The sequence below is a fragment of the Pseudomonas sp. GV085 genome (assembly GCF_003050925.1).
Taxonomy (GTDB): Bacteria; Pseudomonadota; Gammaproteobacteria; order Pseudomonadales; family Pseudomonadaceae; genus Aquipseudomonas.
Genome location: NZ_QAOV01000014.1, coordinates 153554 through 180316, shown reverse-complemented (window position 1 = coordinate 180316; position 26763 = coordinate 153554). Strand labels below are relative to the sequence as shown.

The 26763-nt window shown below is 61.1% G+C and carries 20 protein-coding genes; 3 read left to right on the top strand and 17 right to left on the bottom strand.

Going from position 1 to position 26763, the window contains the following annotated elements; all coding sequences use genetic code 11:
* Positions 1-131 precede the first annotated feature (131 nt).
* The 15 genes from C8K63_RS25405 to ccoN (C8K63_RS25335) all read right to left on the bottom strand — a co-directional run bounded on the left by C8K63_RS25405 (position 132) and on the right by ccoN (C8K63_RS25335) (position 13512).
* Positions 132-815, bottom strand: a complete 684-nt coding sequence (locus tag C8K63_RS25405; RefSeq protein ID WP_108219174.1) for a sulfite exporter TauE/SafE family protein — start codon at positions 813-815, stop codon at positions 132-134.
* Positions 808-1026, bottom strand: a complete 219-nt coding sequence (gene ccoS, locus C8K63_RS25400; protein WP_056721958.1) for a cbb3-type cytochrome oxidase assembly protein CcoS — start codon at positions 1024-1026, stop codon at positions 808-810. Before ccoS ends, C8K63_RS25405 begins: the two co-directional genes overlap by 8 nt.
* Before the next feature lie 22 nt (positions 1027-1048).
* Positions 1049-3499 (bottom strand): heavy metal translocating P-type ATPase, encoded by a 2451-nt coding sequence (locus tag C8K63_RS25395; RefSeq protein ID WP_108219173.1) that lies wholly within the window; start codon positions 3497-3499, stop codon positions 1049-1051.
* A gap of 109 nt (positions 3500-3608) precedes the next feature.
* Positions 3609-4148 (bottom strand): FixH family protein, encoded by a 540-nt coding sequence (locus C8K63_RS25390; protein WP_108219172.1) that lies wholly within the window; start codon positions 4146-4148, stop codon positions 3609-3611.
* 11 nt (positions 4149-4159) lie between these two features.
* Positions 4160-5575 (bottom strand): cytochrome c oxidase accessory protein CcoG, encoded by a 1416-nt coding sequence (gene ccoG / locus C8K63_RS25385; RefSeq protein WP_108219171.1) that lies wholly within the window; start codon positions 5573-5575, stop codon positions 4160-4162.
* A gap of 205 nt (positions 5576-5780) precedes the next feature.
* Complete coding sequence (locus C8K63_RS25380; protein ID WP_108219170.1) at positions 5781-6191, bottom strand: type II toxin-antitoxin system VapC family toxin; 411 nt, start codon at positions 6189-6191, stop codon at positions 5781-5783.
* A complete protein-coding gene (locus C8K63_RS25375; RefSeq protein WP_177413331.1) occupies positions 6191-6445 on the bottom strand; it encodes a type II toxin-antitoxin system Phd/YefM family antitoxin in 255 nt (84 codons plus the stop codon). Before C8K63_RS25375 ends, C8K63_RS25380 begins: the two co-directional genes overlap by 1 nt.
* 177 nt (positions 6446-6622) lie before the next feature.
* Positions 6623-7600, bottom strand: a complete 978-nt coding sequence (ccoP, locus tag C8K63_RS25370) for a cytochrome-c oxidase, cbb3-type subunit III (RefSeq protein WP_108219168.1) — start codon at positions 7598-7600, stop codon at positions 6623-6625.
* Complete coding sequence (locus C8K63_RS25365; protein ID WP_003175465.1) at positions 7597-7782, bottom strand: CcoQ/FixQ family Cbb3-type cytochrome c oxidase assembly chaperone; 186 nt, start codon at positions 7780-7782, stop codon at positions 7597-7599. Before C8K63_RS25365 ends, ccoP (C8K63_RS25370) begins: the two co-directional genes overlap by 4 nt.
* A 5-nt stretch (positions 7783-7787) precedes the next feature.
* On the bottom strand, positions 7788-8396 hold the full coding sequence (gene ccoO, locus C8K63_RS25360) for a cytochrome-c oxidase, cbb3-type subunit II (protein WP_010456412.1): 609 nt from the start codon (positions 8394-8396) through the stop codon (positions 7788-7790).
* The gene (gene ccoN, locus C8K63_RS25355; protein ID WP_108219167.1) at positions 8396-9838 is read right to left on the bottom strand and encodes a cytochrome-c oxidase, cbb3-type subunit I; all 1443 of its coding nucleotides are present in this window, start codon (positions 9836-9838) and stop codon (positions 8396-8398) included. Before ccoN (C8K63_RS25355) ends, ccoO (C8K63_RS25360) begins: the two co-directional genes overlap by 1 nt.
* Before the next feature lie 482 nt (positions 9839-10320).
* The gene (gene ccoP / locus C8K63_RS25350; protein ID WP_108219166.1) at positions 10321-11274 is read right to left on the bottom strand and encodes a cytochrome-c oxidase, cbb3-type subunit III; all 954 of its coding nucleotides are present in this window, start codon (positions 11272-11274) and stop codon (positions 10321-10323) included.
* Complete coding sequence (locus tag C8K63_RS25345) at positions 11271-11465, bottom strand: cbb3-type cytochrome c oxidase subunit 3 (protein ID WP_108219165.1); 195 nt, start codon at positions 11463-11465, stop codon at positions 11271-11273. Before C8K63_RS25345 ends, ccoP (C8K63_RS25350) begins: the two co-directional genes overlap by 4 nt.
* Positions 11466-11468: 3 nt before the next feature.
* Positions 11469-12077, bottom strand: a complete 609-nt coding sequence (gene ccoO / locus C8K63_RS25340; protein ID WP_008020035.1) for a cytochrome-c oxidase, cbb3-type subunit II — start codon at positions 12075-12077, stop codon at positions 11469-11471.
* 10 nt (positions 12078-12087) lie between these two features.
* Complete coding sequence (ccoN, locus tag C8K63_RS25335; RefSeq protein ID WP_108219164.1) at positions 12088-13512, bottom strand: cytochrome-c oxidase, cbb3-type subunit I; 1425 nt, start codon at positions 13510-13512, stop codon at positions 12088-12090.
* Between the two features lie 94 nt (positions 13513-13606).
* On the opposite strand from ccoN (C8K63_RS25335), the gene C8K63_RS25330 reads away from it, so the two are divergent.
* A complete protein-coding gene (locus tag C8K63_RS25330; protein ID WP_108219163.1) occupies positions 13607-14281 on the top strand; it encodes an alpha/beta family hydrolase in 675 nt (224 codons plus the stop codon).
* A gap of 95 nt (positions 14282-14376) precedes the next feature.
* On the opposite strand, the gene C8K63_RS25325 is transcribed toward C8K63_RS25330, so the two are convergent.
* Positions 14377-15942, bottom strand: a complete 1566-nt coding sequence (locus C8K63_RS25325; protein WP_108219162.1) for a PAS domain-containing methyl-accepting chemotaxis protein — start codon at positions 15940-15942, stop codon at positions 14377-14379.
* A gap of 321 nt (positions 15943-16263) precedes the next feature.
* Here C8K63_RS25325 and C8K63_RS25320 point away from each other — a divergent pair, with 321 nt between their 5' ends.
* A complete protein-coding gene (locus tag C8K63_RS25320) occupies positions 16264-23826 on the top strand; it encodes a type I polyketide synthase (RefSeq protein ID WP_108219161.1) in 7563 nt (2520 codons plus the stop codon).
* An 8-nt stretch (positions 23827-23834) separates the two neighbouring features.
* Positions 23835-25184 (top strand): aminotransferase class I/II-fold pyridoxal phosphate-dependent enzyme, encoded by a 1350-nt coding sequence (locus C8K63_RS25315; protein ID WP_108219160.1) that lies wholly within the window; start codon positions 23835-23837, stop codon positions 25182-25184.
* A 145-nt stretch (positions 25185-25329) separates the two neighbouring features.
* Here C8K63_RS25315 and C8K63_RS25310 read toward each other — a convergent pair whose 3' ends face one another.
* On the bottom strand, positions 25330-26757 hold the full coding sequence (locus tag C8K63_RS25310; RefSeq protein ID WP_108219159.1) for a capsule biosynthesis protein: 1428 nt from the start codon (positions 26755-26757) through the stop codon (positions 25330-25332).
* Positions 26758-26763 lie beyond the last annotated feature (6 nt).

Genomic DNA, 26763 nt, shown 5'->3' with positions numbered 1-26763 from the left:
CTTGGAACACAAGGCGCGCAAGCTGGGCATGCAGTTGGTGATGGCTGGATAATTTTTAGAGCAAAAACAATGGGTTATTTTTTGTTTGATAAGAGCTGCCGAAGGCTGCGATCTTTTGATCTTTGCTTTTTTTAATGCCCCATCAGCCAATGCTGATGCGGCCCCGGCAAGGTCCAGATGCCGAACAGCATCACCAGCAGTCCGCCCGCCATCCGCACACTGCGTTTGCGCAACAATGCGGTGACCCGCTCGGCGGCAAGGCCTGTCGCCAGCAGCACCGGCCAGGTGCCGAGGCCGAACGCGAGCATCAACAATGCGCTGTCCAGTGCGTTGCCCTGACTGGCTGACCACAGCAAGGTGCTGTAAACCAGGCCGCACGGCAGCCAGCCCCAGAGCGCACCCAACAGCAGCGCGCGCGGAACACTCGACACCGGCAGCAACCGGTTGGCGACTGGCTGGATATGCCGCCACAAGCCTCGGCCGAGGCTTTCGATGCGGGTCAGGCCGCTCCACCAGCCAGCCAGATACAGGCCCATGGCAATCAGCAGCAAGCCGGCAAGGATACGCAGGAACATCGCCGCCGGGCTGCTGGCCACGGCCCATCCGGCCAGGCCGATCAGCAGCCCGGCGCAGGCATAGCTCAGGATCCGGCCCAGGTTGTAGGCCAGCAGCAAGCGAAAGCGGCGGCTGCGTTGTTCCTTGGGAATCGCCAGGGTCAGCGCGCCCATCAAGCCGCCGCACATGCCCAGGCAATGGCCGCCACCGAGCAGGCCGAGGATCACTGCAGACACCAGCTGGGGCGCCAATTCAAGCATGGGGTGGGGCCTTGTCGTCCGTTTTGGCCGGTTGGCCGCTGGCCTCATCGACGGCGGCGGTGTGGTTCGGGTCCTGGTCGTCGAACAGGATGCTGTGGGCCGGGCCGTCGAGGTCGTCGTACTGACCGCTGTCGACCGCCCAGAAGAAGATATAGACGGCGATGGCCACGATCAGCAGCGCAGCGGGAATCATCACGTATAGAGCTGGCATCTGGACTCCATGCCCGCGCGGCTCAGGCCGGCAGCGGACGGGTTTCTGGCGTGGCGTCGAGGACGGGTGCGCTCGGCATTCGAGTCAGGCGCAGCGCGTTCAACACCACGGTCAACGAACTGATCGACATGCCCACCGCCGCCCAGACCGGAGTGATCCAGCCGAGGGCGGCGAAGGGCAGCATGAGGCCATTGTACAGCCCCGCCCACAGCAGGTTCTCGATAATGACCCGGCGGGTGCGCCGCGCCAGGCCGAAGGCTTGCACCAGCGCGTCGAGGCGGTTGGACAACAACACGGCGTCGGCACTGGTCTTCGCCAGGTCCGTGGCCGAGCCCATGGCGACGCTGATATCCGCCGCCGCCAGCACCGGCACGTCGTTGACCCCGTCCCCCAGCATCAACACCTTGCGACCTTCTTTGTGCAGTTGTTGCAGGACCTGCAGTTTGTCGTCCGGGCGCAAACCGCCGCGGGCTTCATCGATGCCCAGTTCGGCCGCCACACTGGCAACCATCGGCGAGCTGTCGCCGGACAACAGCAGCGTGCGCCAGCCACGCGCCTTGCACGCGGCCAGCAGTGCAGGCGCGTCGGCACGCAAGCGATCATCGAGGACGAGCCAGGCCAGCGGCCCCTGGCTGTCGCCGAGCAGAAGCCATTGGCCAGCTTCTTCGGGCATCGACGGCACCACGGCGCCGCTGAGTTCGCAGACGAAGCGAGGTTGGCCGATGCGCAGGCGTCGCCTTTCAACCAGCCCCTCCAGGCCGAGGCCCGGTGTGCTGTGGACTTCTTCGGCAGCCATCGGCGCGCGTCCGAAAGCACGGGCGATCGGGTGTTCGGACCGATTTTCCAGAGCGGCGGCGAGTCTCAGGCATTGAGCGCTGTCGAGCGCGCCGAGAGGGCGGATCGAGCGCAAGGCCAGGCGCCCTTCGGTGAGGGTGCCGGTCTTGTCGAAAATCACCGTGTCGATCTGGTTCAGGCCTTCGAGCACATGGCCACGCGTCAACAACAGGCCAAGTTTGTGCAAGGTGCCGGTGGCTGCGGTGAGAGCGGTGGGCGTCGCCAGCGACAAGGCGCACGGGCAGGTCGCCACGAGCATCGCCAGCACGATCCAGAAGGCCCGCGAGGCGTCCAGCTCCCACCACAGCAGGCCAATCGCGGCGGCGGCGATCAGCGACAACAGCAGGAACCATTGCGCGGCGCGGTCGGCGATTTCCGCCAGTCGCGGCTTTTCGGCCTGGGCACGATCGAGCAGGCGAACGATGGCCGAGAGGCGAGTGTCCTGGCCCAGGGCCTGAACCTCGACGGTCAGTGCGCCTTCGACGTTCAGGGTGCCGGCGGTGACCGCATCGCCGAGGGAGCGGGGTTGCGGCAGGTACTCGCCGGTCAGCAGCGACTCGTCGACACTCGACTGACCGTCGAGGATCTTGCCGTCAGCCGGAAGAATGGCACCCGGATGAACCAGCACTTGGTCGCCGACACGCAGTTCGCTGAGCAGAATGCGTTCGCTCTGGCCGTCAGGTGTCAATCGCAGGCACGAGGCGGGCAATAGATTTACAAGCTGCGCGGTGGCGGCGGCCGTGCGTTCGCGGGCGCGCCGCTCCAGATAACGCCCGGCCAGCAGGAACAGGGCAAACATGCCGACGGCATCGAAATACAGTTCGCCTACCCCAGTGATCGAGGTCCAGATCCCGGCGATGTAGGCACTGCCGATGGCCAGTGACACTGAAACGTCCATGGTCAGGTGGCGGGTGCGCAGGTCGCGCATGGCGCCTTTGAAGAACGGCGCGCAGCTGTAGAACACGATCGGGGTGGTGAGGAACAGTGCGACCCAGCGCAGGATGGTGTGCATTTCAGGGCTGAGATCGATGTTGAATTCCGGCCAGGTAGCCATGGTTGCCATCATCGCCTGGAACCACAGCAGCCCGGCCACGCCGAGCTGGCGCAGGGCCAGGCGGTTTTCGCTGGCCAGTTGTTCGCAGGCTTGGTCGGCCTGATACGGGTGTGCGGCGTAACCGATGTGGCGCAGTTCGCCGAGGAGCTGGCTCAGGGGTAATTGCCCATCGGTCCAGCGCACGTGCAGGCGATGGTTGGACAGGTTCAGGCGTGCTTCGGCCACGGCTGGCAAGGTGCGCAGGTGTTTTTCGATCAGCCAGCCGCAGGCCGCGCAACTGATGCCTTCCATCAACAGTGTGATTTGCGCCATTTCGCCTTCGTGGCGAACAAAGGGCTGCTGCACATCGGCGCGGTCGTACAGCGCCAGTTCGTCCACCAGTTGCACCGGCAGCGCCTCGGGGTTGGCCGAGGCTTCGCTGCGGTGCTGGTAATAGCTTTCCAGACCGCCGGCGACGATGGCCTCGGCCACGGCCTGGCAACCCGGGCAGCAGAATTCGCGGGACTCCCCGAGTACGACGGCGATGAAACGGTTGCCGGTCGGGACGGGCAGGGCGCAGTGGTAGCAGGGGAGTGGGGTGGTCATGGGCAATCTATGGTGTCTGGATGGGCCTCTTCGCTGGCAAGCCAGCTCCTACGCAGATTCGTGTGATCCTGTAGGAGCTGGCTTGCCAGCGAAGCGCGAAGCGCAAAGATTATTTCTTCAGGTCTTCGGCGCCTTGCAGCGGTTCGTCGCCGAGCAGCAGATCCTTGTCATGGCTGACCAGTTCCTCTTCGAACATGCGCCAGATGTGGTCGTCCTGGGTGCCGAGCAACTCGATAAAACGCCGGCCTTCGATCTTGTCGCTCAACTGGCCGATGTAGCGGCCCTGTTCGGTTTCGCTGCGGGCCAGGGTGATCTTGCGATCCTTTTCCGGCTGGGTCGGCGAGATCAGGTTCAGCTCCAGGGTCTTGGGCTGGCTCTCGCCGCTCAGGCGCAGGTCAACCTCGCCGGTCACGTCATCGAGATGAACGCTGGCGCGCATTTTCAGGGTCTGGGCCAGCAGCTCACGGTCGAGGGAGCGGTTGATGCCTTTGCCAGCCTCGTAGTAGTTGTCGTTGACCAGGTTGTCCGGGTTGTTCACCGCGATGGTCACCATGGACAAGGTCAAGGCCACCGAGCAGGCGAGGATCCCGATGATGATCCACGGCCAAAGGTGCTTGTACCAGGGGCTTGCGGCAGTTGCTGCGGGCATGTTCAGTTCTCTCAACGAATTTGTGGGCCGATGAACCGGCTCTTGGCTTCAATGTGAACGCTGTCGTCATCGGCATCCTTGAGGATGAATTTCACCTCGTTGGTGCTCGAGGGCAGTTTTTCCGGCGCGACGGACAGCTCGGCAGGCTGGCTGACGATCTCGCCGGCCGCGACCTTGATCTCGCGCCGGCCTTGCAATTTGAGATCCGGCAGGCCAGAGGCTTCGAGCACATAGGTATGGTCGCGCTGGTCCTTGTTCATGATTTTCAGGCTGTAGACGTTTTCGATCCGGCCTTCGGCGTTCTCGCGGTACAGCACGCGGTCCTTGCTGACATCGAAACCCACCAGCGCACGCATGAAGAATGCCGTCGCCAGCAAGCTGATCATCGCCAGCAGCACCACGGCATAGCCGATCAGGCGCGGGCGCAGTTTATGGGTTTTCTGCCCGGACAGGTTGTGCTCGGTGGTGTAGCTGATCAGCCCGCGCGGGTATTCCATCTTGTCCATGATGGCGTCACAGGCATCGATGCAGGCGGCGCAACCGATGCATTCGATTTGCAGGCCGTCACGTATGTCGATACCGGTCGGACAGACCTGGACGCACATGGTGCAGTCGATGCAGTCACCCAGGCCCTGAGCCTTGTAGTCGATGCCTTTTTTACGTGGGCCACGGCTTTCGCCACGGCGCGGATCGTAGGAAACGATCAGGGTGTCCTTGTCGAACATCACGCTCTGGAAGCGCGCGTACGGGCACATGTAGATGCACACCTGTTCGCGCAACCAGCCGGCATTGCCGTAAGTGGCGAGGGTGAAGAAGCCGACCCAGAAGTACGACCAGCCATCCGCCTGGCCGGTGAAGAAGTCGAATACCAGTTCGCGGATCGGCGAGAAGTAGCCGACGAAAGTCATGCCGGTGACGAAACCGATCAACAGCCACAGGGTGTGCTTGCTGAACTTGCGCAGGAACTTGTTGGCGCTCATCGGCGCCTTGTCGAGCTTGATGCGTTGGTTGCGGTCACCTTCGGTGACTTTTTCGCACCACATGAAAATCCAGGTCCAGACGCTTTGCGGGCAGGTATAACCGCACCAGACGCGGCCGGCGTACACGGTGATGAAGAACAGGCCGAACGCGGCGATGATCAGCATGCCGGACAGCAGAATGAAGTCCTGGGGCCAGAAGGTGGCGCCGAAAATGAAGAACTTGCGCTCCGGCAGGTTCCACCAGACGGCCTGATGACCGCCCCAGTTCAACCACACCGTGCCGAAATACAGCAGGAACAACAGGGCACCGCCAGTCATACGCAAGTTGCGGAACAGGCCGGTGAAGGCGCGGGTGTAGATTTTTTCTCGAGAGGCGTAGAGGTCGACGCTGTTGTTCGCGTTCTTGGCAGGTGGCGTGACGTCGTGTAGCGGAATCTGGTTGCTCATCATTGCATCCCACGGCAGTGGAAAAGTGCCTCGGTCAGTACGTGCCGACCGCGGTCAAAAAGGGGTGTTGCAGTGGCTCAATGATACGCCTGTCGCTCTAGCCTGCGGGTGCGACCTTTGGTCACGTTTGGCAAAATCATTTGATGGTGTAATGACTTGAATCAATTGACTTGGGAATTATGGCCGGTTTTGCGTATGTCGCCGGTCATTCGGCCCATGGGTTGATCAGTTGTACACCGCTGGACTGAAAGTCTGCGACATTGCGTGTAACGACGGTCAAACCATGAACCAGCGCCGTGGCCGCAATCAAGGCATCGCTTTCATTGGCTCTGTCGGGGACATGCAGACTGGCGCAGCGAATCGCTACGGCGGCATCGACGGGCAGGATTCGGGCGTCGAAGGCTGGCATGACGTGATGCTTCAACCAAGTGCGCAAGACTTTCCCTTGGGCGGGATCCCGGCGCTCCATTCGTAGAACGCCTGTCTCCAGTTCCTTCAAGGTGATAGCCGAAATGAACATGCGTGGAGAGATGACACTTTTGGCCCACGCAACGACGTTAGCGTCAGCCTGGGGTTTGCGTAGTTCAGAAATTACGTTGGTGTCGAGTAGAAACATCAGGACAGATCCACAGGGCGATGTTTGATCACGGCGCGCTCGGTTTCGAATTCGATATCGGCTGCGTCCGGCATCACCAGAAGTTCGACGATGTCGGCGTGGGTGCCGGTCAGTTTTTGGTAGTCCTCAATGCTTAGCAGTACATGGGCCGGTTTGCCTCGGTCGGTGATGAAAACAGGCCCCTGGCGAGTGGCTTTTTTGGCACCACTTGTGTCCTGGTTGAATTCGCGGCTGGAAATCGTGGTGATGGCCATCATGGTTGGCCCTCCTGAAATAGCTTTGTAGAAACGTTACTACCATGTGCAGCATTCGACAACCTCGCAGAAGGTGTCGGGCATGACCATCGGTCGAAACCCAGAGTCCGCTTTAAACAAAACGGCCCCGCCAATTCACATTGGCGGGGCCGTTTTTTGTTGCTTCAAGCGTTTGCCTTACTGGGCGTCAGCTGCCTTCTCACCGTGAGACAGGCTGTAGACGTAAGCGGCCAGCAGGTGAACCTTGTCGTTACCCTGCATCGCCTCTTGCGCAGGCATCTGGCCCTGACGGCCGTAACGGATGGTCTGCTGCAGTTGAGCGAAGCTCGAACCGTAGATGAACGCGGCCGGGTGAGTCAGGTCAGGCGCGCCCATCGCAGGCGTGCCTTTGCCTTCCGGACCGTGGCACGCCACGCAGTTGGTGGCGAACAGTTTCTGCCCGGCAACCGGGTCGGCCTTGGTGCCTTCCGGCAGCTTGCGGCCATCGAGGTTGGTCAGGACAAACGCGGCCACGTCGGCCACGCCTTGCTCGCCGATCACTTCAGCCCAGGCAGGCATCACGGCGTGACGGCCGCCCATGATGGTGGTCTTGATGGTTTGCGGCTCGCCGCCCCAGCGCCAGTCGGCGTCGGTCAGGTTAGGGAAACCATAGGCGCCCTTGGCGTCGGAACCATGGCAAACCGAGCAGTTGGAGGCGAACAGGCGGCCACCCATCTTCAGCGCTTGCGGGTCCTTGGCCACTTCCTCGATTGGCATGGCAGCGAACTTGGCGAAAATCGGACCGAACCTGGCGTCCGACCTGGCCATTTCCTTTTCCCACTCGTGAACGCCGGTCCAGCCGGTCTGGCCGTTGGCGAACGGGGTCTGCTTCTCGTTGTCGAGGTAGCCGTAACCCGGCAGCAGGCCTTTCCAGTTACCCAGGCCCGGATACAGCGCCAGGTAGCCCAGTGCGAAGATGATGGTGCCCACGAACAGCATGAACCACCATTTCGGCAGCGGGTTGTCGTACTCCGCGATCCCGTCGAAAGAGTGCCCGACTGTCTCGTCTGTCTGCTCGGTGCGCTGGCCCTTGCGGGTCGACAGCAGCAGCCAGGTCAGGGAAAAGATCGTACCGAGACTGAGGACTGTGACGTACAGACTCCAGAATGTAGTCATTCTTTGTTACTCCTAGAAGCTTGCTCGACGTGCTTGATGGCTTCGGGATCATCCGCGAAAGGCAGCAAGGTCGCGTCTTCAAACTCCGACTTGCGCTTGGGACTGAACACCCACAGTGCCAGTCCGATGAAGGCCACCATTACGACAACGGTGCCCAGGCCACGAATCATCCCGATATCCATCCAATTCACCGTTTGCTTTTGATGATGGTGCCCAGGCCTTGCAGATAGGCCACCAGCGCGTCCATTTCGGTTTTGCCCTTCACGGCATCCTTGGCACCGGCGATGTCTTCGTCGGTGTAAGGGACGCCGAGGGTGCGCAAGACCTCCATTTTTTTGGCGGTATCTTTGCCGTCGAGCTTGTTTTCCACGAGGAACGGGTAGGCCGGCATTTTCGACTCAGGCACGACGTTGCGCGGGTTGTACAAGTGCGCACGCTGCCAGTCATCGGAGTAACGACCGCCGACACGGGCCAGGTCCGGACCGGTACGCTTGGAACCCCACAGGAACGGGTGGTCCCAGACGCTTTCACCGGCGACCGAGTAATGGCCGTAGCGTTCGGTTTCAGCACGGAACGGACGGATCATCTGCGAGTGGCAGCCGACACAACCGTTGGCGATATAAATGTCCCGGCCTTCCAGTTCCAGGGCGGTGCGGGGCTTCATGCCCTCGACCGGCTTGTTGGTGACATCCTGGAAAAACAGCGGAACGATCTGGGTCAGGCCGCCGACGCTGACGGCAATGACCATGAAGAAGGCCAGCAGGCCAATATTCTTCTCGACTGCTTCATGCTTCATCAGTGAGCTCCAACTACGGCAATCTTGGCGGCGTCTTCGGCTTCAGCCGGGTTCGAGGCGCGTACGGTACGCAATACGTTGTAGGCCATGAACAGCATGCCGGTGGCGAAGAACGCACCGCCCAGGGCGCGAACGATGAAGCCCGGGTGGCTGGCTTGCAGCGCTTCGACGAACGAGTAGGTGAGGGTGCCGTCGTCGTTGATTGCACGCCACATCAGGCCCTGGGTGATGCCGTTGACCCACATCGAGGCGATGTACAGCACGGTACCGATGGTCGCGAGCCAGAAGTGGGTGTTGATCAGGGCAGTGCTGTGCATCTGCGCACGACCGAACAGTTTCGGGATCATGTGGTAGATGGCGCCGATCGAGATCATCGCAACCCAGCCCAAGGCGCCTGCGTGTACGTGGCCGATGGTCCAGTCGGTGTAGTGCGACAGCGAGTTGACGGTCTTGATGGCCATCATCGGGCCTTCGAAGGTCGACATGCCGTAGAACGCCAGGGAGACGACCAGGAAGCGCAGGATCGGGTCGGTGCGCAGCTTATGCCAGGCGCCCGACAGGGTCATCATGCCGTTGATCATGCCGCCCCAGCTCGGCGCGAGCAGGATGATCGACATCGCCATGCCCAGGGACTGAGCCCAGTCCGGCAGTGCGGTGTAGTGCAAGTGGTGCGGACCGGCCCAGATGTACAGGGTGATCAGCGCCCAGAAGTGCACGATCGACAGGCGATAGGAGTAGATCGGGCGCTCGGCCTGTTTCGGCACGAAGTAGTACATCATGCCCAGGAAACCGGTGGTCAGGAAGAAACCCACGGCGTTGTGGCCGTACCACCACTGGATCATCGCGTCCGTCGCGCCCGAGTAGGCCGAGTACGACTTGAACAGGCTGACCGGCAGCGACATGTGGTTGACGATATGCAGCATCGCCGTCACGACGATGAAGGCACCGTAGAACCAGTTACCGACATAGATGTGCTTGGTCTTGCGCTTGGTGATGGTGCCGAAGAACACCAGACCGTAAGTAACCCAGACGATGGCCAGCAGAATAGCCAGGGGCCATTCCAGTTCCGCGTATTCCTTGGTGGTGGTGTAACCCAGCGGCAAGGTCACGATCGCGCCGACGATCACCGCTTGCCATCCCCAGAAGGTAAAGGCGGCGAGGCTGTCGGAAATCAGTCGCGTTTGGCAGGTTCGCTGCACGACGTAATAAGAAGTGGCAAACAGTGCACATCCACCGAAGGCGAAAATCACCAGGTTGGTGTGCAACGGGCGCAGGCGTCCAAAGCTCGTCCATGGCAGACCGAAGTTCAACTCCGGCCAGACCAGTTGCGAGGCGATGAAGACACCGAGCCCCATGCCAAGGATCCCCCAGACCACCGTCATGATGGCGAACTGGCGGACTACCTTATAGTTATAAGCAGTCGGACTGATTGCTGTGCTCATTCTAAGGTTCCACGGTTTGGGTGTTTTATTAGGATTAAAAATCGGCCGCAAGTATGGAGAAAGCAAGGGGTCATTGCAACGCGCCATGACCTGGGTCAATGCGTTCAAAAGCTGATTCTGCGGCCTTTCCATGCGCCGCGTAAGGACAAAATTGCCCGCGGGCAAAACGTCCCGGCGGACTGATCAGGTGAGGGGGTCAGGTCGGATGTAACGGGGTGTGTTCAAACGCAACGTTTGGCTGACCGAAGGCAATTGGTGCGACAGCCGGTATCTACCAGCCTTTGCGGCCTGTCATCGGGCAGATTCGTCGAACACATCGTTCAGGGTCGACCTGGAACCGGCACCGGCCAGTCCGCATCGGGGGAAGCTTAGACTCGAATCCGGGGATCCGAAAGGAAGAGTCACAGAGGGTGCGACAATGCGTCGCAAAGGGGCAGGGAACTGCCGCATCCGGGAGAGTGCAGCAGCAGAGCGGTCGGGATTTATTTGCGGTTGTCTTCAGCCTGTAAGCGCTCGGTATTCAAGCCGTGGGACAGGCTGTACACATACGCGGCCAGCAATTGCACTTTGTCATTGCCGAGCAGTTCGGCCTGTGCTGGCATATGGCCCTGGCGGCCGTGCCGAATCGTCTGTTCAAGCTGCGTCAGGCTCGTCCCGTAGATGAAGCCGGTCGGGTGCGTCAGGTTCGGTGCGCCCATGGCTTCAGTGCCCTGGCCGTTAGCACCATGGCAAGCCACGCAGGTGGTGCTGAACGCTTGCTGTCCGGCCTGCAGATCGGCTTTGCTGTCGGCAGGCAATGGCAGCTTGGCCAGGCCGTGGCGCACATACGCGGCGACGTTCTTCACACCGTCTTCCCCCAGGACTTCACCCCAGGCCGGCATCATCGCCATCCGGCCACCCATGATGGTGGTCTTGATGGTTTCTGCATTGCCGCCCCAGCGCCAGTCGCTGTCGGTCAGGTTGGGGAAACCGTATGCACCCTTGGCATCCGAGCCGTGGCACACCGAGCAGTTGGAGGCAAACAGGCGGCCGCCCATTTTCAGCGCTTGCGGGTCCTTGGCCACTTCTTCCACAGGCATCGCCGCGAATTTGGCGAAGATCGGCCCGAACTTCGTGTCAGCCTTGGCCATCTCCTTTTCCCATTCGTGCACGCCGGTCCAGCCGTTCTCATAGCCGGGGAGAACGCCTTTCCAGTTGCCCAGGCCCGGATAAAGGATCAGGTAGCCGATGGCAAACACCAGCGTGCCGGCAAACAGCATGAACCACCATTGCGGCAACGGGTTGTCGTATTCCTCGATGCCGTCGAAGCTGTGGCCCATGGTCTGGTCGACGCTGCCCTTGGTTTCACCCTTGCGGGTACCGATCAGCAGCCAGGTCAGGCCGATCAGGCTGCCGATGGTCAGTACGCAGATCCACGTACTCCAGAAGGTGGTCATGGGCGGGTACTCCTTGTGACAGGTTCTTCAGTAATGTCGGGTTGTGGCTCGTCGGCGAACGGCAGCAGGCGTGCTTCGGCGAATTCCGGGCCGCGCTTGCCGTTGAATACCCACAGGGTCAGGCCGATGAACGCGACGAACACCACGACGGTGCCCAGGCCGCGGATCATTCCAGTGCTCAATTCAAACATTGCTCACCTCTTGCTCTTGATCGCAGTGCCGAGCACTTGCAGGTAGGCGACCAGTGCATCCATCTCGCTCTTGCCCTTGAGCGAAGCGACGGCGCCGGTGATGTCCTCGTCGGTGTAAGGCACGCCCAGGGTGCGCATGGCCTTGATCTTGGTTTCGGTATGACTGCTGTCGAGCTGGTTGGCCACCAACCACGGGTAGGCGGGCATCTTCGACTCCGGCACGACGTTGCGCGGGTTGTACAAGTGCGCGCGGTGCCAGTCATCCGAGTAACGCGCACCGACTCGCGCCAGGTCTGGCCCGGTGCGTTTCGAGCCCCAGAGGAACGGATGATCCCAGACGCTTTCGCCGGCCACCGAGTAGTGCCCGTAGCGTTCAGTCTCGGCACGGAACGGGCGGATCATCTGCGAGTGACAGCCGACGCAGCCTTCGCGGATGTAGATGTCGCGACCTTCCAGTTGCAGCGCGGTGTAGGGCTTCATGCCTTCCACCGGTTTGTTGGTCACGTCCTGGAAGAACAGCGGGACGATCTGGGTCAGGCCACCGATGCTCACGGCCAGGATCATCAGCAGCAGCAACAGGCCGACGTTTTTCTCGATAGTTTCGTGTTTCATGGCGGACTCCTCAGGCCATCTGCGCGGCAGCGGCGACTTCGGCAGGCTGCGAGGCCCGCACGGTGCGCCAGGTGTTGTAGGCCATCAGGAACATGCCGCTGAGGAAGATCGCGCCACCCACCAGCCGCACGACGAAGCCAGGGTGGCTGGCCACCAGAGTTTCGACGAAGGAGTAAGTCAGCGTGCCGTCCTCGTTCACCGCACGCCACATCAGGCCCTGGGCGATGCCGTTGACCCACATCGAGGCGATGTACAGAACCGTGCCGATGGTGGCGAGCCAGAAATGCGCGTTGATCAGGCCGATGCTGTGCATCTGCTCGCGGCCGAAGACTTTCGGGATCATGTGGTACAGCGCGCCGATGGAGATCATCGCCACCCAGCCCAGGGCGCCGGCGTGTACGTGGCCGATGGTCCAGTCGGTGTAGTGGGAGAGGGCGTTGACGGTCTTGATCGCCATCATCGGCCCTTCGAAGGTCGACATGCCGTAGAACGCCAGCGACACCACGAGGAAGCGCAGGATCGGGTCGCTGCGCAACTTATGCCAGGCGCCCGACAGGGTCATCATGCCGTTGATCATCCCGCCCCAGCTCGGTGCCAGCAGGATCAGCGACATCACCATGCCCAGCGACTGCGCCCAGTCCGGTAGCGCGGTGTAGTGCAAGTGGTGCGGACCTGCCCAGATGTACAGGGTGATCAGCGCCCAGAAGTGCACGATCGACAGGCGATAGGAATACACCGGGCGCTCGGCCTGTTTCGGCACGAAGTAGTACATCATCCCCAGGAAACCGGCGGTGAGGAAAAAGCCCACGGCGTTATGCCCGTACCACCATTGCACCATCGCATCGGTGGCACCGGAGTACAGGGAGTAGGACTTGGTGAAGCTGACCGGCAATTCCATGTTGTTGACGATGTGCAGGATCGCCACGGTGACGATGAACGCACCGAAGAACCAGTTGCCGACATAGATGTGCTTGGTCTTGCGCTGCATGATCGTGCCGAAGAACACGATGGCGTAGGCGACCCAGACGATGGTGATCAGGATGTCGATCGGCCATTCCAGTTCCGCGTATTCCTTGGAGCTGGTGTAGCCCAGCGGCAGGCTGATGGCCGCGAGCAAAATTACAAGCTGCCAGCCCCAGAAACAGAAGGCCGCAATTGCGGGAGCAAATAAGCGTGTTTGGCACGTCCGTTGTACGGAGTACAACGAACTGGCGAACAACGCACAGCCGCCGAAGGCGAAGATCACCGCGTTGGTGTGCAGCGGGCGCAAGCGGCCGAAGCTGGTCCACGGCAAATTGAAGTTGAGTTCGGGCCAGACCAACTGGGCAGCGAGAAAAACCCCGAGCCCCATGCCGACGATGCCCCACACCACCGTCATAATGGCGAATTGGCGGACCACCTTGTAGTTGTAGGCGGTACTGATAGAAGTGTTCATGGTTCCCCATCCACGGTTCAGCCGAAGTGAGCGCGCAGCGCAAGGCAATGCACTCTTCGGCCGGAGTTATAGGCAGACTGAAAGCGAGGCAAGCATGGACAAAGGGCACAAGGCCGGTATTGACGGGGATCAATGGGCGCAGTGCGTGCGTGATCATGGATGGTTGTGGAATGCCGCCGCTGGCAAGGCTGCGACGACGCTGATCCTCGCCCACGGCGCCGGCGCACCGATGGACAGCGACTGGATGAGCGACATGGCTGCACGCCTCGCCGTTCAAGGCCTCAACGTGTTGCGCTTCGAGTTTCCCTACATGGCGCAGCGGCGCCTCGACGGCGGCAAACGCCCGCCGAACCCGGCGCCGAAACTGCTGGAATGCTGGCGCGAGGTGTATGCCCAGGTGCGACGCCATGTCACTGGGCCGCTGGCCATTGGCGGCAAGTCCATGGGCGGTCGCATGGCCAGCCTGCTGGCGGATGAATTGGGGGCGGATGCGCTGGTGTGCCTGGGCTATCCGTTTTATGCGGTGGGCAAGCCGGAGAAACCACGGGTCGAACATCTGGCCGGGCTGAAGACTCGGACCTTGATCGTGCAGGGCGAGCGCGATGCACTGGGCAATCGCGAGGCGGTCGAGGGGTATGCGCTATCGCCGAGTATCGAGGTGTTCTGGCTGGTGGCGGGGGATCATGACTTGAAGCCATTGAAGGCTTCGGGGTTTAGCCATGAGCAGCATTTGACGGCTGCGGCGGGGAAGGTTGCAGCATTTTTGTGAGAGGCAAGATCAAAAGATCGCAGCCTTCGGCAGCTCCTACAGGAGATTGCGATCCCATGTAGGAGCTGGCTTGCCAGCGAAGGCGGTCTGAAGCCTTACCGGTTAAACCGCTCCACCAACGAATACTGGGTATTGGCCGTCTTGGTCAGCTCTTCACTCAGCAACGCCGAGTTCTGTGCCTGTTCCGAGGTCTGGTCCGCCAGGTCCGAAATGTTGCTGATGTTGCGGCTGATTTCTTCGGCCACGGCACTTTGCTCTTCGGTCGCGGCAGCGATCTGGGTGGTCATGTCGGTAATGTTGGCCACCGCTTCGCTGATCCCCACCAGTGCCTGGTCCGCTTCCAGTACCCGCGCCACGCCTTCTTCCGCCTGACGATGTCCGGCTTCCATGGTCTGCACGGCAGTACTGGCGGTTTGCTGGAGCTTGGCGATCAGCGCATGAATCTGCCCGGTGGATTCGCTGGTGCGTTGCGCCAGCTGACGGACTTCGTCGGCCACCACCGCAAAACCACGACCCATCTCGCCGGCACGGGCCGCTTCGATGGCAGCGTTCAGCGCCAGCAGGTTGGTCTGGTCGGCGATGCCTTTGATCACGTCGACCACGCCACCGATTTCGTTGCTGTCCTTGGCCAGTTGAGTCACGGTCACGCCGGTTTCACCGACCACCACCGACAGGCGCTGGATGGCTTCACGGGTTTCCCCGGCGATGTCGCGACCACGACCGGTCAGGCGATTGGCTTCCTGGGTGGCATCGGCGGTGCGTTGTACGTGGCTGGCGACTTCCTGGGTGGTAGCGGCCATCTGGTTGACCGCGGTAGCCACTTGCTCGGTTTCGACGCGCTGGCGTTCCAGGCCGCTGGAACTGTTGTGTGCCAGGGCATCGGACTGCCTGGCCTGATCGGTCAGGTGTTCGGCCGTGTCCTGCAGGCGGGTCAGGCAGGTTTTCAGGCGTGCCTCCTGACTGAGGATGGACATTTCCAGGCGCGCCTGGGCGCCGCGACTGTCGGTGTACATCTGTGCGATCAACGGATCGGAGGTGGTCTGCTCGGCCAGGCGCAGCAAACGCTTGAGGCCACGTTGTTGCCACTGAAGGCCCATCAGGCCCAGCGGCACCGAGAGCCCTGCTGCCAGGGCAAACCCCCAATGGGAGTTCAGCGACGCACCGATCATGAAGCTCAATTGGCTGACCAGAATGAACGGCAGCCAGTCCTGCAGGATCGGCAACCATTTATCCGAGGAGGGAACGGCCGACTTGCCCTGGTTGATGCGTTGGTAGAGCGCTTCGGCGCGGCGGATCTGTTCGGCGGTGGGCTTGACCCGCACCGACTCGTAACCGATCACCTGATTGCCTTCGAAGATCGGTGTCACATAGGCGTTCACCCAGTAATGATCACCGCTCTTGCAGCGATTCTTGACAATGCCCATCCATGGCAAGCCTTGTTTGAGTGTGCCCCACATGTGCGCGAACACCGCGGCCGGGACGTCGGGGTGACGGACCAGGTTGTGCGGTGCACGGATCAGCTCCTCTCGGGTAAATCCGCTGATTTCGACAAAGTCGTCGTTGCAGTAGGTGATCATGCCCTTGGCATCGGTGGTGGAAATCAACCGTTGCTGAGCCGGGAAGGTCCGCTCGCGCTGTGTAATTGGCTGGTTGTTACGCATGGCTTTTTCAATCCGCAAGGCTTTCAAGCGTTGTCGGCTGCGTCGCGGATTTATTGAATGTTTTTTAAGAGCCCGACGTGTGTCTCAATTTCGCCCTGCGTTGAAAGGATTGACCTGCCCAGCGGTTGAACTTTTCAGGTTTCCCTTAATGAACCCGGCGCGTATGATTCGCGGCTATTTTGCGCATGGCGTTATTTTTAGTCAGGTAGGAAGCGGTACATAACATTCAGGGTGTCGCCGGGTTTCCTGCATTTAGATTAATGGAATTTGATTGTTGTTCAGCTTTTGGAAAAGGGCTGGGGATGAATAGGGCGAGTAGCAATGCGTAAGAAAGTTGCAATCATAGGGACGTCGTTCCGTTTTCCAGGCTCTACTTCTGCAACTTTTTGGCCGCACCTGCTGGACAGGCAGAGCTTTATTACCCAAGCGGATTTTTCTCGCTGGTCCAAGGACGAGTTCCTGCACCCGGACAAGGCAAACCCTGCAACGTCGTACACGTTTGCTTCCGGTTCCCTGGGCGACATTTCTACTTTCGATGCCGGATTCTTCAATATTTCTCCTCGTGAAGCGGCGGTCATGGACCCTCAGCAGCGTTTATTGCTGGAGCTTGGCTGGGAAGTGTTCGAGAACGCCGGTGTCAAACCGTCGAGCCTGCGTGGCAGCGATTGCGGTGTTTACCTGGGGATCGCCAGTGTCGACTACGGCTATCGCCTGACGCACGACATGTCGACGATCGATGCGTCAACCGCCACCGGCAATACCTTCAGTATCGCGGCCAACCGGCTATCTTTTTTTTATGACCTTCAAGGCCCGAGCATGGCCATCGACACGGCGTGCTCTTCCTCCCTGATGGCCTTTCACCAGGCTTGCCAGGCCATTCAGAACGGCGATATCGAACAGGCGATCACCGGTGGTGTCAGCCTGCATCTTCACCCTTTTGGCTTCTTGATCTTTTCCAAGGCTTCAATGTTGTCGCGCACGGGGCAATGTCATGTGTTCGATGAGTCTGCAGATGGCTATGTCCGTTCTGAAGGCGCGGGGCTTTTCTATCTGAAGGATTACGACAAGGCGATCGAGGACGCAAACCAGATCCTCGCGGTCGTTGCCGGCAGTGCGGCTAATACCGATGGGCGAAAGTCGAGTTTGACCGTCCCGAGCGCGGATGCGCAGATAGCCCTGATGAAGCAGGCCTACGACAGTGCCGGCATCAGTGCGGCAGACATTGACTACCTGGAAGCTCACGGTACGGGCACGCCAGTGGGCGATCCTATCGAGAGTCGGGCTATCGGTGAGGCGCTGGGGCAGCAGCGCCCGGCGGATCAGCCACTGCTGATCGGTTCGATCAAAAGCAACATCGGGCACCTTGAGGCAGCCTCGGGTGTCGCCGGTTTGATGAAGGCGCTGTATTGCGTGATCGAACGCAAGGTGCCCGCCACCATCGGCATCAAGAAGCTCAATCCGAACATTCCTTTCGCTGACCTCAACCTGAGTGTGGTCACTGAAACCCAAGCGCTCAAACCCAGCGGAAAACTGGTGGTCGGTGTCAACTCTTTCGGTTTCGGCGGGGCCAACGCCCACGTCATCCTGGAAAGTCCGCCACAGGCGCCGCAGGCCCCGCGCCAGATGGGTCAGTCAGTGCCGCTGATTGTTTCTGCCAAGGACAACGCGGCCTTGGCGGCCCAGTCCGAACAGCTCGCGCAATTTTTGTCCGGGCCGGATGCGGCAAGCCTTTACGACGTGGCCTACCAGTCGATGTTTCGCCGCGAGTTGCTCCCGCAACGGGTGGTGGTGGTCGGTGCGGATGCTCAACGCAGCGCTCAGACGCTACTGGATTTCGTCACGGAACCGGGCGTTCCGGCGTTGTCGGCGGTACTGGAAAGTGGCCGTGTCCTGGATCAGGCAAAAGGGCCCGTGTTCGTCTTCTCCGGCAATGGATCGCAGTGGCAGGGCATGGGCAAGTCGTTGCTGGCCGATCCGGTTTTCCGTCAGGCGGTTGCCGAGGTGGACGCGTTTTTTCATGCGCTATCCGGCTATTCGTTGATCGCCGAACTGGCGGTCGAGCTGGGCGATGACCGCTATCAGTTGACTGAATTTGCGCAACCGGCGTTGTTTGCATTGCAAGTGGGCGTCACCCGCATGCTGGCCGAAAAAGGCGTAGTACCGGTGGCCGTCATTGGCCACAGCGTGGGTGAAGTCGCTGCCGCCTGGGCATGCGGAGCACTGACGCTGAACGACGCCACTCGTGTGATCTACCATCGCAGTCGCCTGCAAGGCTTGACCAAGGGTTGCGGCAACATGTCGGCGGTGGGGTTGTCGGGGGCGGACACTGCGAGCCTGTTGAAGACGCTCGACCTGGACAGCGAGTTGGTCGTCGCCGGCGAGAACAGTTTCAAGGGGGCGACCGTCGCCGGCCAGGTGGCGGCGCTGGAAACCCTGGAGCACGCGCTGACCGAGCGTCAGGTATTCGTTCGCCGTCTGGGTCTCGATTATGCGTTCCACTCGCCGGCCATGGATATGATCGCCGATCAAGTCATCGACGTGTTGAGCGACATCGTCCCGGGTCACACCAGAATTCCAATGTATTCGACCGTGACCGGCGACGTGCTCGCCGGTGAATGTCTGGACGCCGGGTACTGGTGGAAAAACATTCGTTATCCGGTGCTGTTCAAGTCCGCCAGTGAGGCGCTCGCCGAGCAGGGCTACAACGTATTCGTGGAGATCGGCCCGCACCCGATCCTGCGTGCCTATGTGGCCGATGCGATGGCCAGCCAGGAACTGGAAGGGGTGGTGATCCCGACGGTGCTGCGTGGTGAAGAAAATCCGCAGATGATTGATCGTACGCTGGCGAAGGTACTGATTGTCGGTGTCGACATCGATCTGCAATGCCTGTTTCCTCAACCCGGCCGTTTCGTGCAATTACCCAATTACGCCTGGCAGCGCGAACGTCACTGGCACACGGACACGCCCGAGTCTTCCGGCCACCTGAGCCGAGAGCGCGTCCATCCGCTGTTGGGTTATCTGCTGCCGGAGCATGAGTTCACCTGGGACAATCGCCTGGATACGCAACTGTTCCCGTCACTGGGCGACCACATGGTGGGCGACTCGGTGTTGTTCCCGGGCGCGGGTTTCACCGAAGTCGCACTCGCTGCTGCATTGCAGTATCAACCCGGTGAGTATGTGGAAATCGAAGAGCTGGAAATTCACAGCCCGCTCTTGCTTCACTCGGATTTCAGCAAAAAGGTCCGGGTGATGATCGACACCACCGACGGTGCCATTTCCATCGTGTCGCGCAGCACTGCCCAGGCTGAGCCGTGGGTGCAGCATGTGGTTGCCAGGCTTGTGGGTGAAGCGCGCGGCGGGTTGCTGGCCAGCACCGCTCCAGTCGTTCCAGCGCGCGCTCCTGATTTCACCTCGTCCGGGCACCTGGCGCTGACCCGTGCGGTGGGTCTCAATTATGGCCCGGCTTATCAAGCCGTCGAAGCAGGCTGGATCGACGGCAACCAGGTGTTGGCGCGGTTGACGGTCCCGGCCCCGATCGAGGCTGAACTCGCAACGTTGAATGTGCATCCGGCACTGCTGGACGGTGCCTTCCAGTTGATCACCCAACTGTTGGACCAGGAGGCCGACAGCCGCAAAGACCTGGCCTTTATCCCGGTGAAACTTGGGCGTATCGCCTTCGCTGCTGGCAGCCTGCCGCCTTGTCTGGCCCAGGTCACTCTGGTACGACGTTCAGCGCATTCCCTGTTGGCGGACTTCACGTTGTACGACGTCCATGGTCGCGCGGTCATCTGCATCAAGGACGTCCGCTTTCGTGGGGTTCGGCTGCACAAGGATCGCCGTGGCGACATCAAACTGGTGGACTTTGTCGGGGTTGCCAAACCCTATCCTGCGAATGAACGCGCATTGCCATTGGCGGACTCACGGTTGGAGGCGCAGCTGCAGCAGCACCTTTGCGCTATCGCGGATGATCCCGGATTGCGCCGTTATGCCGATGAAGTCGACCCTTTGCTCGACGGCCTGTGTGGCAGTTTCGTGCTGGAAGCCATCGAGAAGCTGGGCGGTGAGCTGACGCTGCGGCAGCGCTCCACCTGGGAAGCAGGAGGTTATCTTGAGCATCTTCTTGAGCAAGCGCTGGAGGATGGCAGCCTGGTTGCGACAGGCAATGGCGGCTGGCAGCTTGCCGATCAAGGCGAGCGAGCGAGTGCGCAAGACATCTGGCAGGAACTGTTCAGCAGCTATCCCGAACACTTCCAGATCATTCATTCGGTCGGCCGGATCGGCATGCATCTGCTGGAGCTGATCAGCGGTCAGGTGAAGATTGCGCAACTGCTGCCACGGGAAACCACGCCTGCCGTATTGACCCGCCTGGTGCTCGGCGCGTCCGGTCACCAAGCGTTGCTGGGCGGTCTGCGAGAACATATCGCCCAACGGTTGAGCGCTCTGCCTGACGGGCAGCGCCTGCGTATTCTCGAACTCGGTTTCGAGGGGGCACCACTGGCGGCAGACTTGTGTGTCGGCCTGGATTTTGACCGGGTCGATTATCAGTACTCTGCGCAGAACATTGAAATTGCATCGATGCTTCAGGCTGAGCTCCCGGAGCTTCAGATACTGAGTCTGGAGGCGTCGGAAAAAATCGCTCGGGTGCCGGCGAACGACTTCGATCTGGTCCTTGTCGCCACCGACCTGGCACCGCTGGAAGCTGTCAGTCAAGGCTTGCAACATGGCGCTGCAAGGCTGTGTGCCAATGGTGAAGTGCTGCTGTTGGCGCAACACCCTGCACGTTGGGCGGACTTCACATTTGGCGCCGAACCTTCCTGGTGGCTGGCCCGACAGGGGCAACAGGCGTTAGCGGTGCAACAGCCCCCGGGATTCTGGCAACAGGAATTGCGGCGTCATGGCCTGAAGGTGTCCGAGCCGCTGGAGTTCATTGCGGACTCGGCGTCTGGCTGCTATCTGTTGGTAGCCGCCGAAAATTCCGCGAAGACCCTTGTGGTTGCACGTGAGTATCCGCGCCAGAGCTGGTTGCTGGTAGCCGATGGGCAAGGTCCTGAAGCACCGTTTGCCCGGGCACTCGCCTCGATGTTGCGCGAGCAAGGTCAAGAGGCCGCGCTGCTCGCGCCTGGCTCGGCATCGGATCTGGCGCAACAGTTACGTGAACGTCCAGCGCTGCCTCAACACGTGGTAATGCTGGCGGGCCTGTTCGCACCCCAAGGGCTTGATGCCCAGGCTGACCGCTGCATGCACGCCGCAGCCATCACGCAAGCCTGTGAATCGGCCGGCGTCGCTGCGGATTGCTGGTTGCTGACCTCCGGCGCCGCCATCCATTTGTTACCGCAAGGCACCCGCCTGGATACGACTGTGCAAGGCATCGCCGATGCTGCCTTGTGGGGCTTCGGTCGGACGTTGACGAACGAAGCAGTCGGTTGTCGAGTTCGTCTGCTCGATCTGGCGATTGGCGCTGGCGTCGAGGCCCTGGTGCCGGCACTGCTCAATGCCGATGAAGAAACCGAACTGGCGATCAGCGCGGCGGGCGATCGGTATGTCGCACGGCTACGAATCCAGCCCGATGAGTTGCCAGGCAGTGCGCGGCTGGATGCGCCGACGCAGGTCAAGCTCGGCTTCGATTTGCCGGGGCAGTTGCGCAATCTGCGCTGGGAAGCACGAGCGGCGCTGGTGCCGGCAGACGATGAACTGGATATCGAGGTTCAGGCCACGGGTTTGAACTTCCGCGATGTTATGTACGCGTTGGGTCTGCTGTCTGATGAAGCGATCGAAAATGGCTTCTCGGGCCCGACGCTGGGCTTCGAGTTTGCCGGTGTGGTGCGTGGTAAAGGGGCGATGGTCGAGGGTGATTTCCAGCCGGGCGACCGTGTCGTCGGTTTTGGTCCGTCGAGCTTCGCCAATCGCCTGATCACCAACGCCAATGCTGTGGCGCGCATTCCTGAAGGCATGTCGTTTGAAGCGGCGGCGACCATTCCGAGTACTTTCTTCACCGTGTATTACGCCGTGCATCACCTGGCGCGGCTTGAACCGGGAGAGAAAATCCTGATTCACGGTGCAGCGGGCGGCGTCGGCATTGCCGCGATCCAGATTGCAAAATGGTGCGGCGCCGAAATCTACGCCACGGCGGGTAGCGACGAGAAGCGCGATTTCCTGCGCCTGTTGGGCGTCGAGCATATCTTCGACTCGCGTTCGCTGGCGTTTGCCGATGACATCCTGGCCATTACCGATGGCCGCGGCGTGGATGTAGTACTCAACTCCCTGGCGGGCGAGGCCATCAATCGCAATCTGCGGGTACTCAAGCCGTTTGGTCGCTTCCTCGAACTGGGCAAGCGCGACTTTTACCAGAACACCAAGATCGGCCTGCGGCCGTTCCGCAATAACATCAGCTACTTTGGCATCGATGCCGACCAGCTCATGAGCGAACGTCCGCAGCTGACCCGTCGGCTGTTTGGCGAAATGATGGCGTTGTTCCGCGACGGCATTTTGAGCCCGCTGCCTTATCGCGCCTTCGATGCCAATGAAGTCGTCGAAGCATTCCGCTACATGCAGCAGGCGCGGCAGATCGGCAAGATCGTCGTCACCTACCGCACACCGATCCAGCAGGTTTTCCACGCACCGGCGGCGCAGGCTCAGGCCTTGCAACTGGCCGCCGACGGCACCTACCTGGTGACGGGCGGGCTCAGCGGTTTCGGTCTGCGTACCGCGCAATGGCTGGTGGAGAAGGGCGCGCGTCACCTGGTGCTGCTCGGTCGTCGCGGTGCTGCTACCGAAGAAGCGCAGCCGTCGCTGGCGGCGTGGCGCGAGCAAGGTATCGAGGTGCAGGCGCTGGCTTGCGATATCACCGATAGCGCTCAATTGCGTAGCGTGCTGGCGAGCATCGAAGCCTCCAGGGCACCGTTGCGGGGCATCGTGCATGCGGCCACCGTGTTTGACGATGGGCTGATCCGCAACCTCAGCCAGGAGCAGTTGCAACGGGTGCTTGAACCCAAAGCCAAAGGCGCACAATTGCTGCATGAATTGACGGCCCATTTGCCGTTGGACTTCTTCGTGCTGTTCTCCTCGGCCACGACCCTGTTCGGCAACCCGGGGCAGGCCAACTACGTGGCGGCCAACCATTGGCTCGAAGCACTGGCGCGTCATCGCTTGTTGCAAGGGCTGCCGGCGACCGCCGTGCTGTGGGGCGCGATTGATGACGCCGGTTTCCTCGCGCGCAACCAGGACATCAAGGACGCCCTGCAAAGCCGTATGGGCGGCGCGGCCCTGCAGTCGCAAGCGGCCCTCGATACCCTGGAGAAGCTGTTGCTGCAACGGCGTTCCGGGCTGGGGGTGTTGGAACTCGACTGGAAGGCCTTGTCGCGTTTCTTGCCGGCGGCCGGTACACCGAAATTCACTGAACTGGCCAGGCTGCACAGCGGCGAGCAGGACGAAGAGAGCGATGTCGATGACATTCAGCGCCTGTTGGCGGAAATGAATGATCAGGAACTCACCGAACTGTTCGCCGAAATGCTCAAGCAGGAAATCAGTGAGATTTTGCGCATTCCTGCCAGCAAGCTCGACAGCAGCCGTCCGCTACAGGAGCTGGGGCTCGACTCGCTGATGAGTGTGGAGTTGGTGGTCGCGGTCGAAGAGCGCTTCGGCATTCGCTTGCCGGTGATGGAGCTGAGTGAAACTTCAAGCATCGCCAAACTCACTGTGCGTATCCTCGAACTGCTGCGCAGCCACCAGGACGCCGAGGCGGATTCCGGTAGCGAAGACAATTTGCAGATACTGACCGCCGATGCTTTGGCGCGCCATGGCGTCGATCTGTCCCAGGCCGAACTGGCCCTGGTCAGCGAAGGCGTGCGCAACCAGGGCTCCGACCTTTCCCGTTTGATCGACTGACACTGACTATGACCACTAAACCTTCATCCGGGCTTGGCGCTTCAATGAAAGACAAGCTGATCCAGCAAGCCCTGGAACGGCGCCAGCGACAGAGCAGCGAGGGGGCGCAACCCGCCTCGCTGGCGCAGGTTGGGCGCAATGCCCGGGCAGTACCGGAGCAGTTCTATCGTTTCGATCAGCACCCCGGTTACCAGCAACTGCGGATCATGCGCGACGGCGCGGCGCGCATCGGCCTGGCCAATCCGTTCTTCAAGTTGCACGAAAGCCTGGCGGGTGCCGAGACAACGATTCAGGGCCGACGCTTCGTCAACTTTGCCAGTTACAACTACCTGGGTTACTCCGGGCATCCGGCGATTGCCGAGGCTGCCAAGGCTGCCATCGATCATTACGGCACGTCGGTATCGGCCAGTCGCCTGGTCTCCGGAGACCGACCGATCCATCGTGAACTGGAAGCCGAACTGGCCAGCCTGTATGAGGTCGATGACGCCATCACCTTCGTCAGCGGTCATGCCACCAATGTCACGACCATTGGCTACCTGTTCGGCCCCCGTGATCTGGTGGTGCATGACGAGCTGATCCACAACAGTGTGCTGCAAGGGATTCAACTGTCCGGTGCGCGCCGGCTCAGCTTTGCCCACAACGATTGGGAAGCGCTCGACCGCCTGCTCGGCGATCAGCGCCAGCATTTCGAGCGGGTCCTGGTGGTGCTTGAAGGGATCTACAGCATGGACGGCGATTACCCGGACCTGCCGCGATTCGTCGAGCTGAAAAACAGGCACCGGGTGTTCCTTATGGTCGACGAAGCGCATTCCCTGGGTGTGATGGGCGCCAATGGCAAGGGCATTCGTGAGCACTTCGGCCTGGCCGGCCGGGACGTGGACATCTGGATGGGCACCCTGAGCAAGTCGCTGGCCAGTTGTGGGGGCTACATTGCCGGTGAATCGGCACTGGTGGAACACTTGAAATTCATGGCTCCGGGGTTTCTCTACAGCGTCGGCATGCCGGCCTCGGTGGCTGCCGCTGCGCTGGCTGCCTTGCGCTGCATGGCCACGGATGCCGAGCGCGTGGCGACCTTGCAGGCACGCGGCCAACAGTTTCTGGCCCTGGCCCGCGAGGCGGGACTGGACACCGGCACCAGCACCGGGCTGGCGGTAATTCCGGTGATTACCGGCAGCTCGCTCAAGGCCACGCAACTGTCCGGCGCCCTGGCCCAACGCGGCATCAATGCCCAGCCGATCCTGCACCCGGCAGTGTCGGAAAAGTCCGCCCGCGTACGCTTCTTCGTGTCATGCCTGCACACCCCCGAGCAAATCGCCGAGACCGTCGCCGTCGTCGCGCAGGAGCTGAAAAAGCTATAACGCAAGTAGGCGCAAGCCGGCTCCTACAGGGAATGTGTGGACACGAAAAGTGACGGTATGCGCACGATTTTGTAGGAGCTGGCTTGCCAGCGAAGACGGCCGAAAGCGCACTACAAGTTTCAAAGGCGCCTTCGCCAGCAATGGATCAGAACATGCGTCTGAGGTAGCGGTGAATTTGTCGATAACGTGCGCAGCGGTCGAGCAGGCCGGCTTTAGAATGGGAGTTGTACTCCCGGGCTTGATGGGGGCTGCACGGCAGGCCGCGAATCTGAACCAGTGGTTGCTCATCGCCACCCGGTGATTGCAGCATGCCCGGGCTGATGCGCCATAGCGGCACGTTGTGGGCCTCGGCACGGGATTGCAGATCACCGGGTTCGCTGGCTCGCCACACCAACAGCTTGCCGGTTTCGCCGACTACGGATTGCATCAGCCCGGCACTATCGCTGGCGAACGTCAACCGGCCCCACCGGCTTTTGAGCAAGGTCCGGATCACCGGCCGCTGTCGGTGTGGCACACCCAGCACGGTCAATGTCCCCGCGAACTGGCTGTCCTGGTGTTTTTGCCGGGCCAGTTGACGGGCCACAGTCATGACATCGCAACGCTGATCGGTCAGCGGGTCGACGTAGCGGCAATAGCGGATGTACGCCGCCGCCACCAATTGCTCAAGGTTCGGTCGTGCCTGGCGACGGGGGATTGCCAGGCGATCATCGGTCAGGCCCCAGCCGGCGTAGAACGGCAAGCCGAAGCAGGTGACCGGGATGCCTTGAATCAAGGCCTCGAGCCCGGCCTGACTGGTACCTACATAGACCCGCTGCGCCCGGCGCGCCAGCGAGGCCCAGGACACATGGCGACTTTCCAGCGTCACGCCGCGGGCAAGAGCGGCGTCAAGCAGGCAACTTTTTTTGTGGCCGTTGATGCAGTCCGGGTGAATCCGCACCCGCACGTCCGCCTCGGGGTGTTGCGCCAGTGCTTCGTCGAGCATGCGGATAAAATCGGCTTCGTACAGCCCGCCGCCTGGGATGGAGAAGTCGCCATAAGTCTGGTCGACCACCAGAATCAGCGGCTTGTCACGGCCCAGCGGGTCGTCGTCGCTCAGGTCCGGTGCGTTGTTGTATTTGCCGATGCCACTGCTGCGCATCAGGGCAATCAGCTCCCGTGCGGTCGCCTGCTCCGAAGCGCTCAGGGTCTGCGGGGCTTGCAGGATGTTCTCCAGCCGTGACGGGCGATCGGCCAGGTAGTGAATGCCAATGGGGTCGACCACCATCGACATCGGCGTATCGCCTTCGACGCCCAGCGAAGATGAACGCAGGAAGCCATCCTCCAGTGCGACGTAGGGAATGCCCCAGCGCTTGCACAAGACCCGCGCATGGTCAGAGGAACTTTTGTAGCCGATTCCGGCAATCGCCTTCAAGCCTGCGGGGCGCTGCCGGCCGCGTCGCCACAGCCAATGAGGCTGACCTTCGGGGTCGAGAAACTCCTCCAGATGATGGACTTTCCACATCACCCACTGCGACATGATGCCCACCCGGCCGGGACCATCCACCAGCGATTCAAGGGGTACGGATCGATTCATTTACGG

What these genes read in the sequence shown, in the direction of transcription:
- C8K63_RS25405 (WP_108219174.1), bottom strand. Translation starts at nt 815, where the DNA reads ATGCTTGAATTGGCGCCCCAGCTGGTGTCTGCAGTGATCCTCGGCCTG.
- ccoS (WP_056721958.1), bottom strand. Translation starts at nt 1,026, where the DNA reads ATGCCAGCTCTATACGTGATGATTCCCGCTGCGCTGCTGATCGTGGCC.
- C8K63_RS25395 (WP_108219173.1), bottom strand. Translation starts at nt 3,499, where the DNA reads ATGACCACCCCACTCCCCTGCTACCACTGCGCCCTGCCCGTCCCGACC.
- C8K63_RS25390 (WP_108219172.1), bottom strand. Translation starts at nt 4,148, where the DNA reads ATGCCCGCAGCAACTGCCGCAAGCCCCTGGTACAAGCACCTTTGGCCG.
- ccoG (WP_108219171.1), bottom strand. Translation starts at nt 5,575, where the DNA reads ATGAGCAACCAGATTCCGCTACACGACGTCACGCCACCTGCCAAGAAC.
- C8K63_RS25380 (WP_108219170.1), bottom strand. Translation starts at nt 6,191, where the DNA reads ATGTTTCTACTCGACACCAACGTAATTTCTGAACTACGCAAACCCCAG.
- C8K63_RS25375 (WP_177413331.1), bottom strand. Translation starts at nt 6,445, where the DNA reads ATGGCCATCACCACGATTTCCAGCCGCGAATTCAACCAGGACACAAGT.
- ccoP (WP_108219168.1), bottom strand. Translation starts at nt 7,600, where the DNA reads ATGACTACATTCTGGAGTCTGTACGTCACAGTCCTCAGTCTCGGTACG.
- C8K63_RS25365 (WP_003175465.1), bottom strand. Translation starts at nt 7,782, where the DNA reads ATGGATATCGGGATGATTCGTGGCCTGGGCACCGTTGTCGTAATGGTG.
- ccoO (WP_010456412.1), bottom strand. Translation starts at nt 8,396, where the DNA reads ATGAAGCATGAAGCAGTCGAGAAGAATATTGGCCTGCTGGCCTTCTTC.
- ccoN (WP_108219167.1), bottom strand. Translation starts at nt 9,838, where the DNA reads ATGAGCACAGCAATCAGTCCGACTGCTTATAACTATAAGGTAGTCCGC.
- ccoP (WP_108219166.1), bottom strand. Translation starts at nt 11,274, where the DNA reads ATGACCACCTTCTGGAGTACGTGGATCTGCGTACTGACCATCGGCAGC.
- C8K63_RS25345 (WP_108219165.1), bottom strand. Translation starts at nt 11,465, where the DNA reads ATGTTTGAATTGAGCACTGGAATGATCCGCGGCCTGGGCACCGTCGTG.
- ccoO (WP_008020035.1), bottom strand. Translation starts at nt 12,077, where the DNA reads ATGAAACACGAAACTATCGAGAAAAACGTCGGCCTGTTGCTGCTGCTG.
- ccoN (WP_108219164.1), bottom strand. Translation starts at nt 13,512, where the DNA reads ATGAACACTTCTATCAGTACCGCCTACAACTACAAGGTGGTCCGCCAA.
- C8K63_RS25330 (WP_108219163.1), top strand. Translation starts at nt 13,607, where the DNA reads ATGGACAAAGGGCACAAGGCCGGTATTGACGGGGATCAATGGGCGCAG.
- C8K63_RS25325 (WP_108219162.1), bottom strand. Translation starts at nt 15,942, where the DNA reads ATGCGTAACAACCAGCCAATTACACAGCGCGAGCGGACCTTCCCGGCT.
- C8K63_RS25320 (WP_108219161.1), top strand. Translation starts at nt 16,264, where the DNA reads ATGCGTAAGAAAGTTGCAATCATAGGGACGTCGTTCCGTTTTCCAGGC.
- C8K63_RS25315 (WP_108219160.1), top strand. Translation starts at nt 23,835, where the DNA reads ATGACCACTAAACCTTCATCCGGGCTTGGCGCTTCAATGAAAGACAAG.
- C8K63_RS25310 (WP_108219159.1), bottom strand. Translation starts at nt 26,757, where the DNA reads ATGAATCGATCCGTACCCCTTGAATCGCTGGTGGATGGTCCCGGCCGG.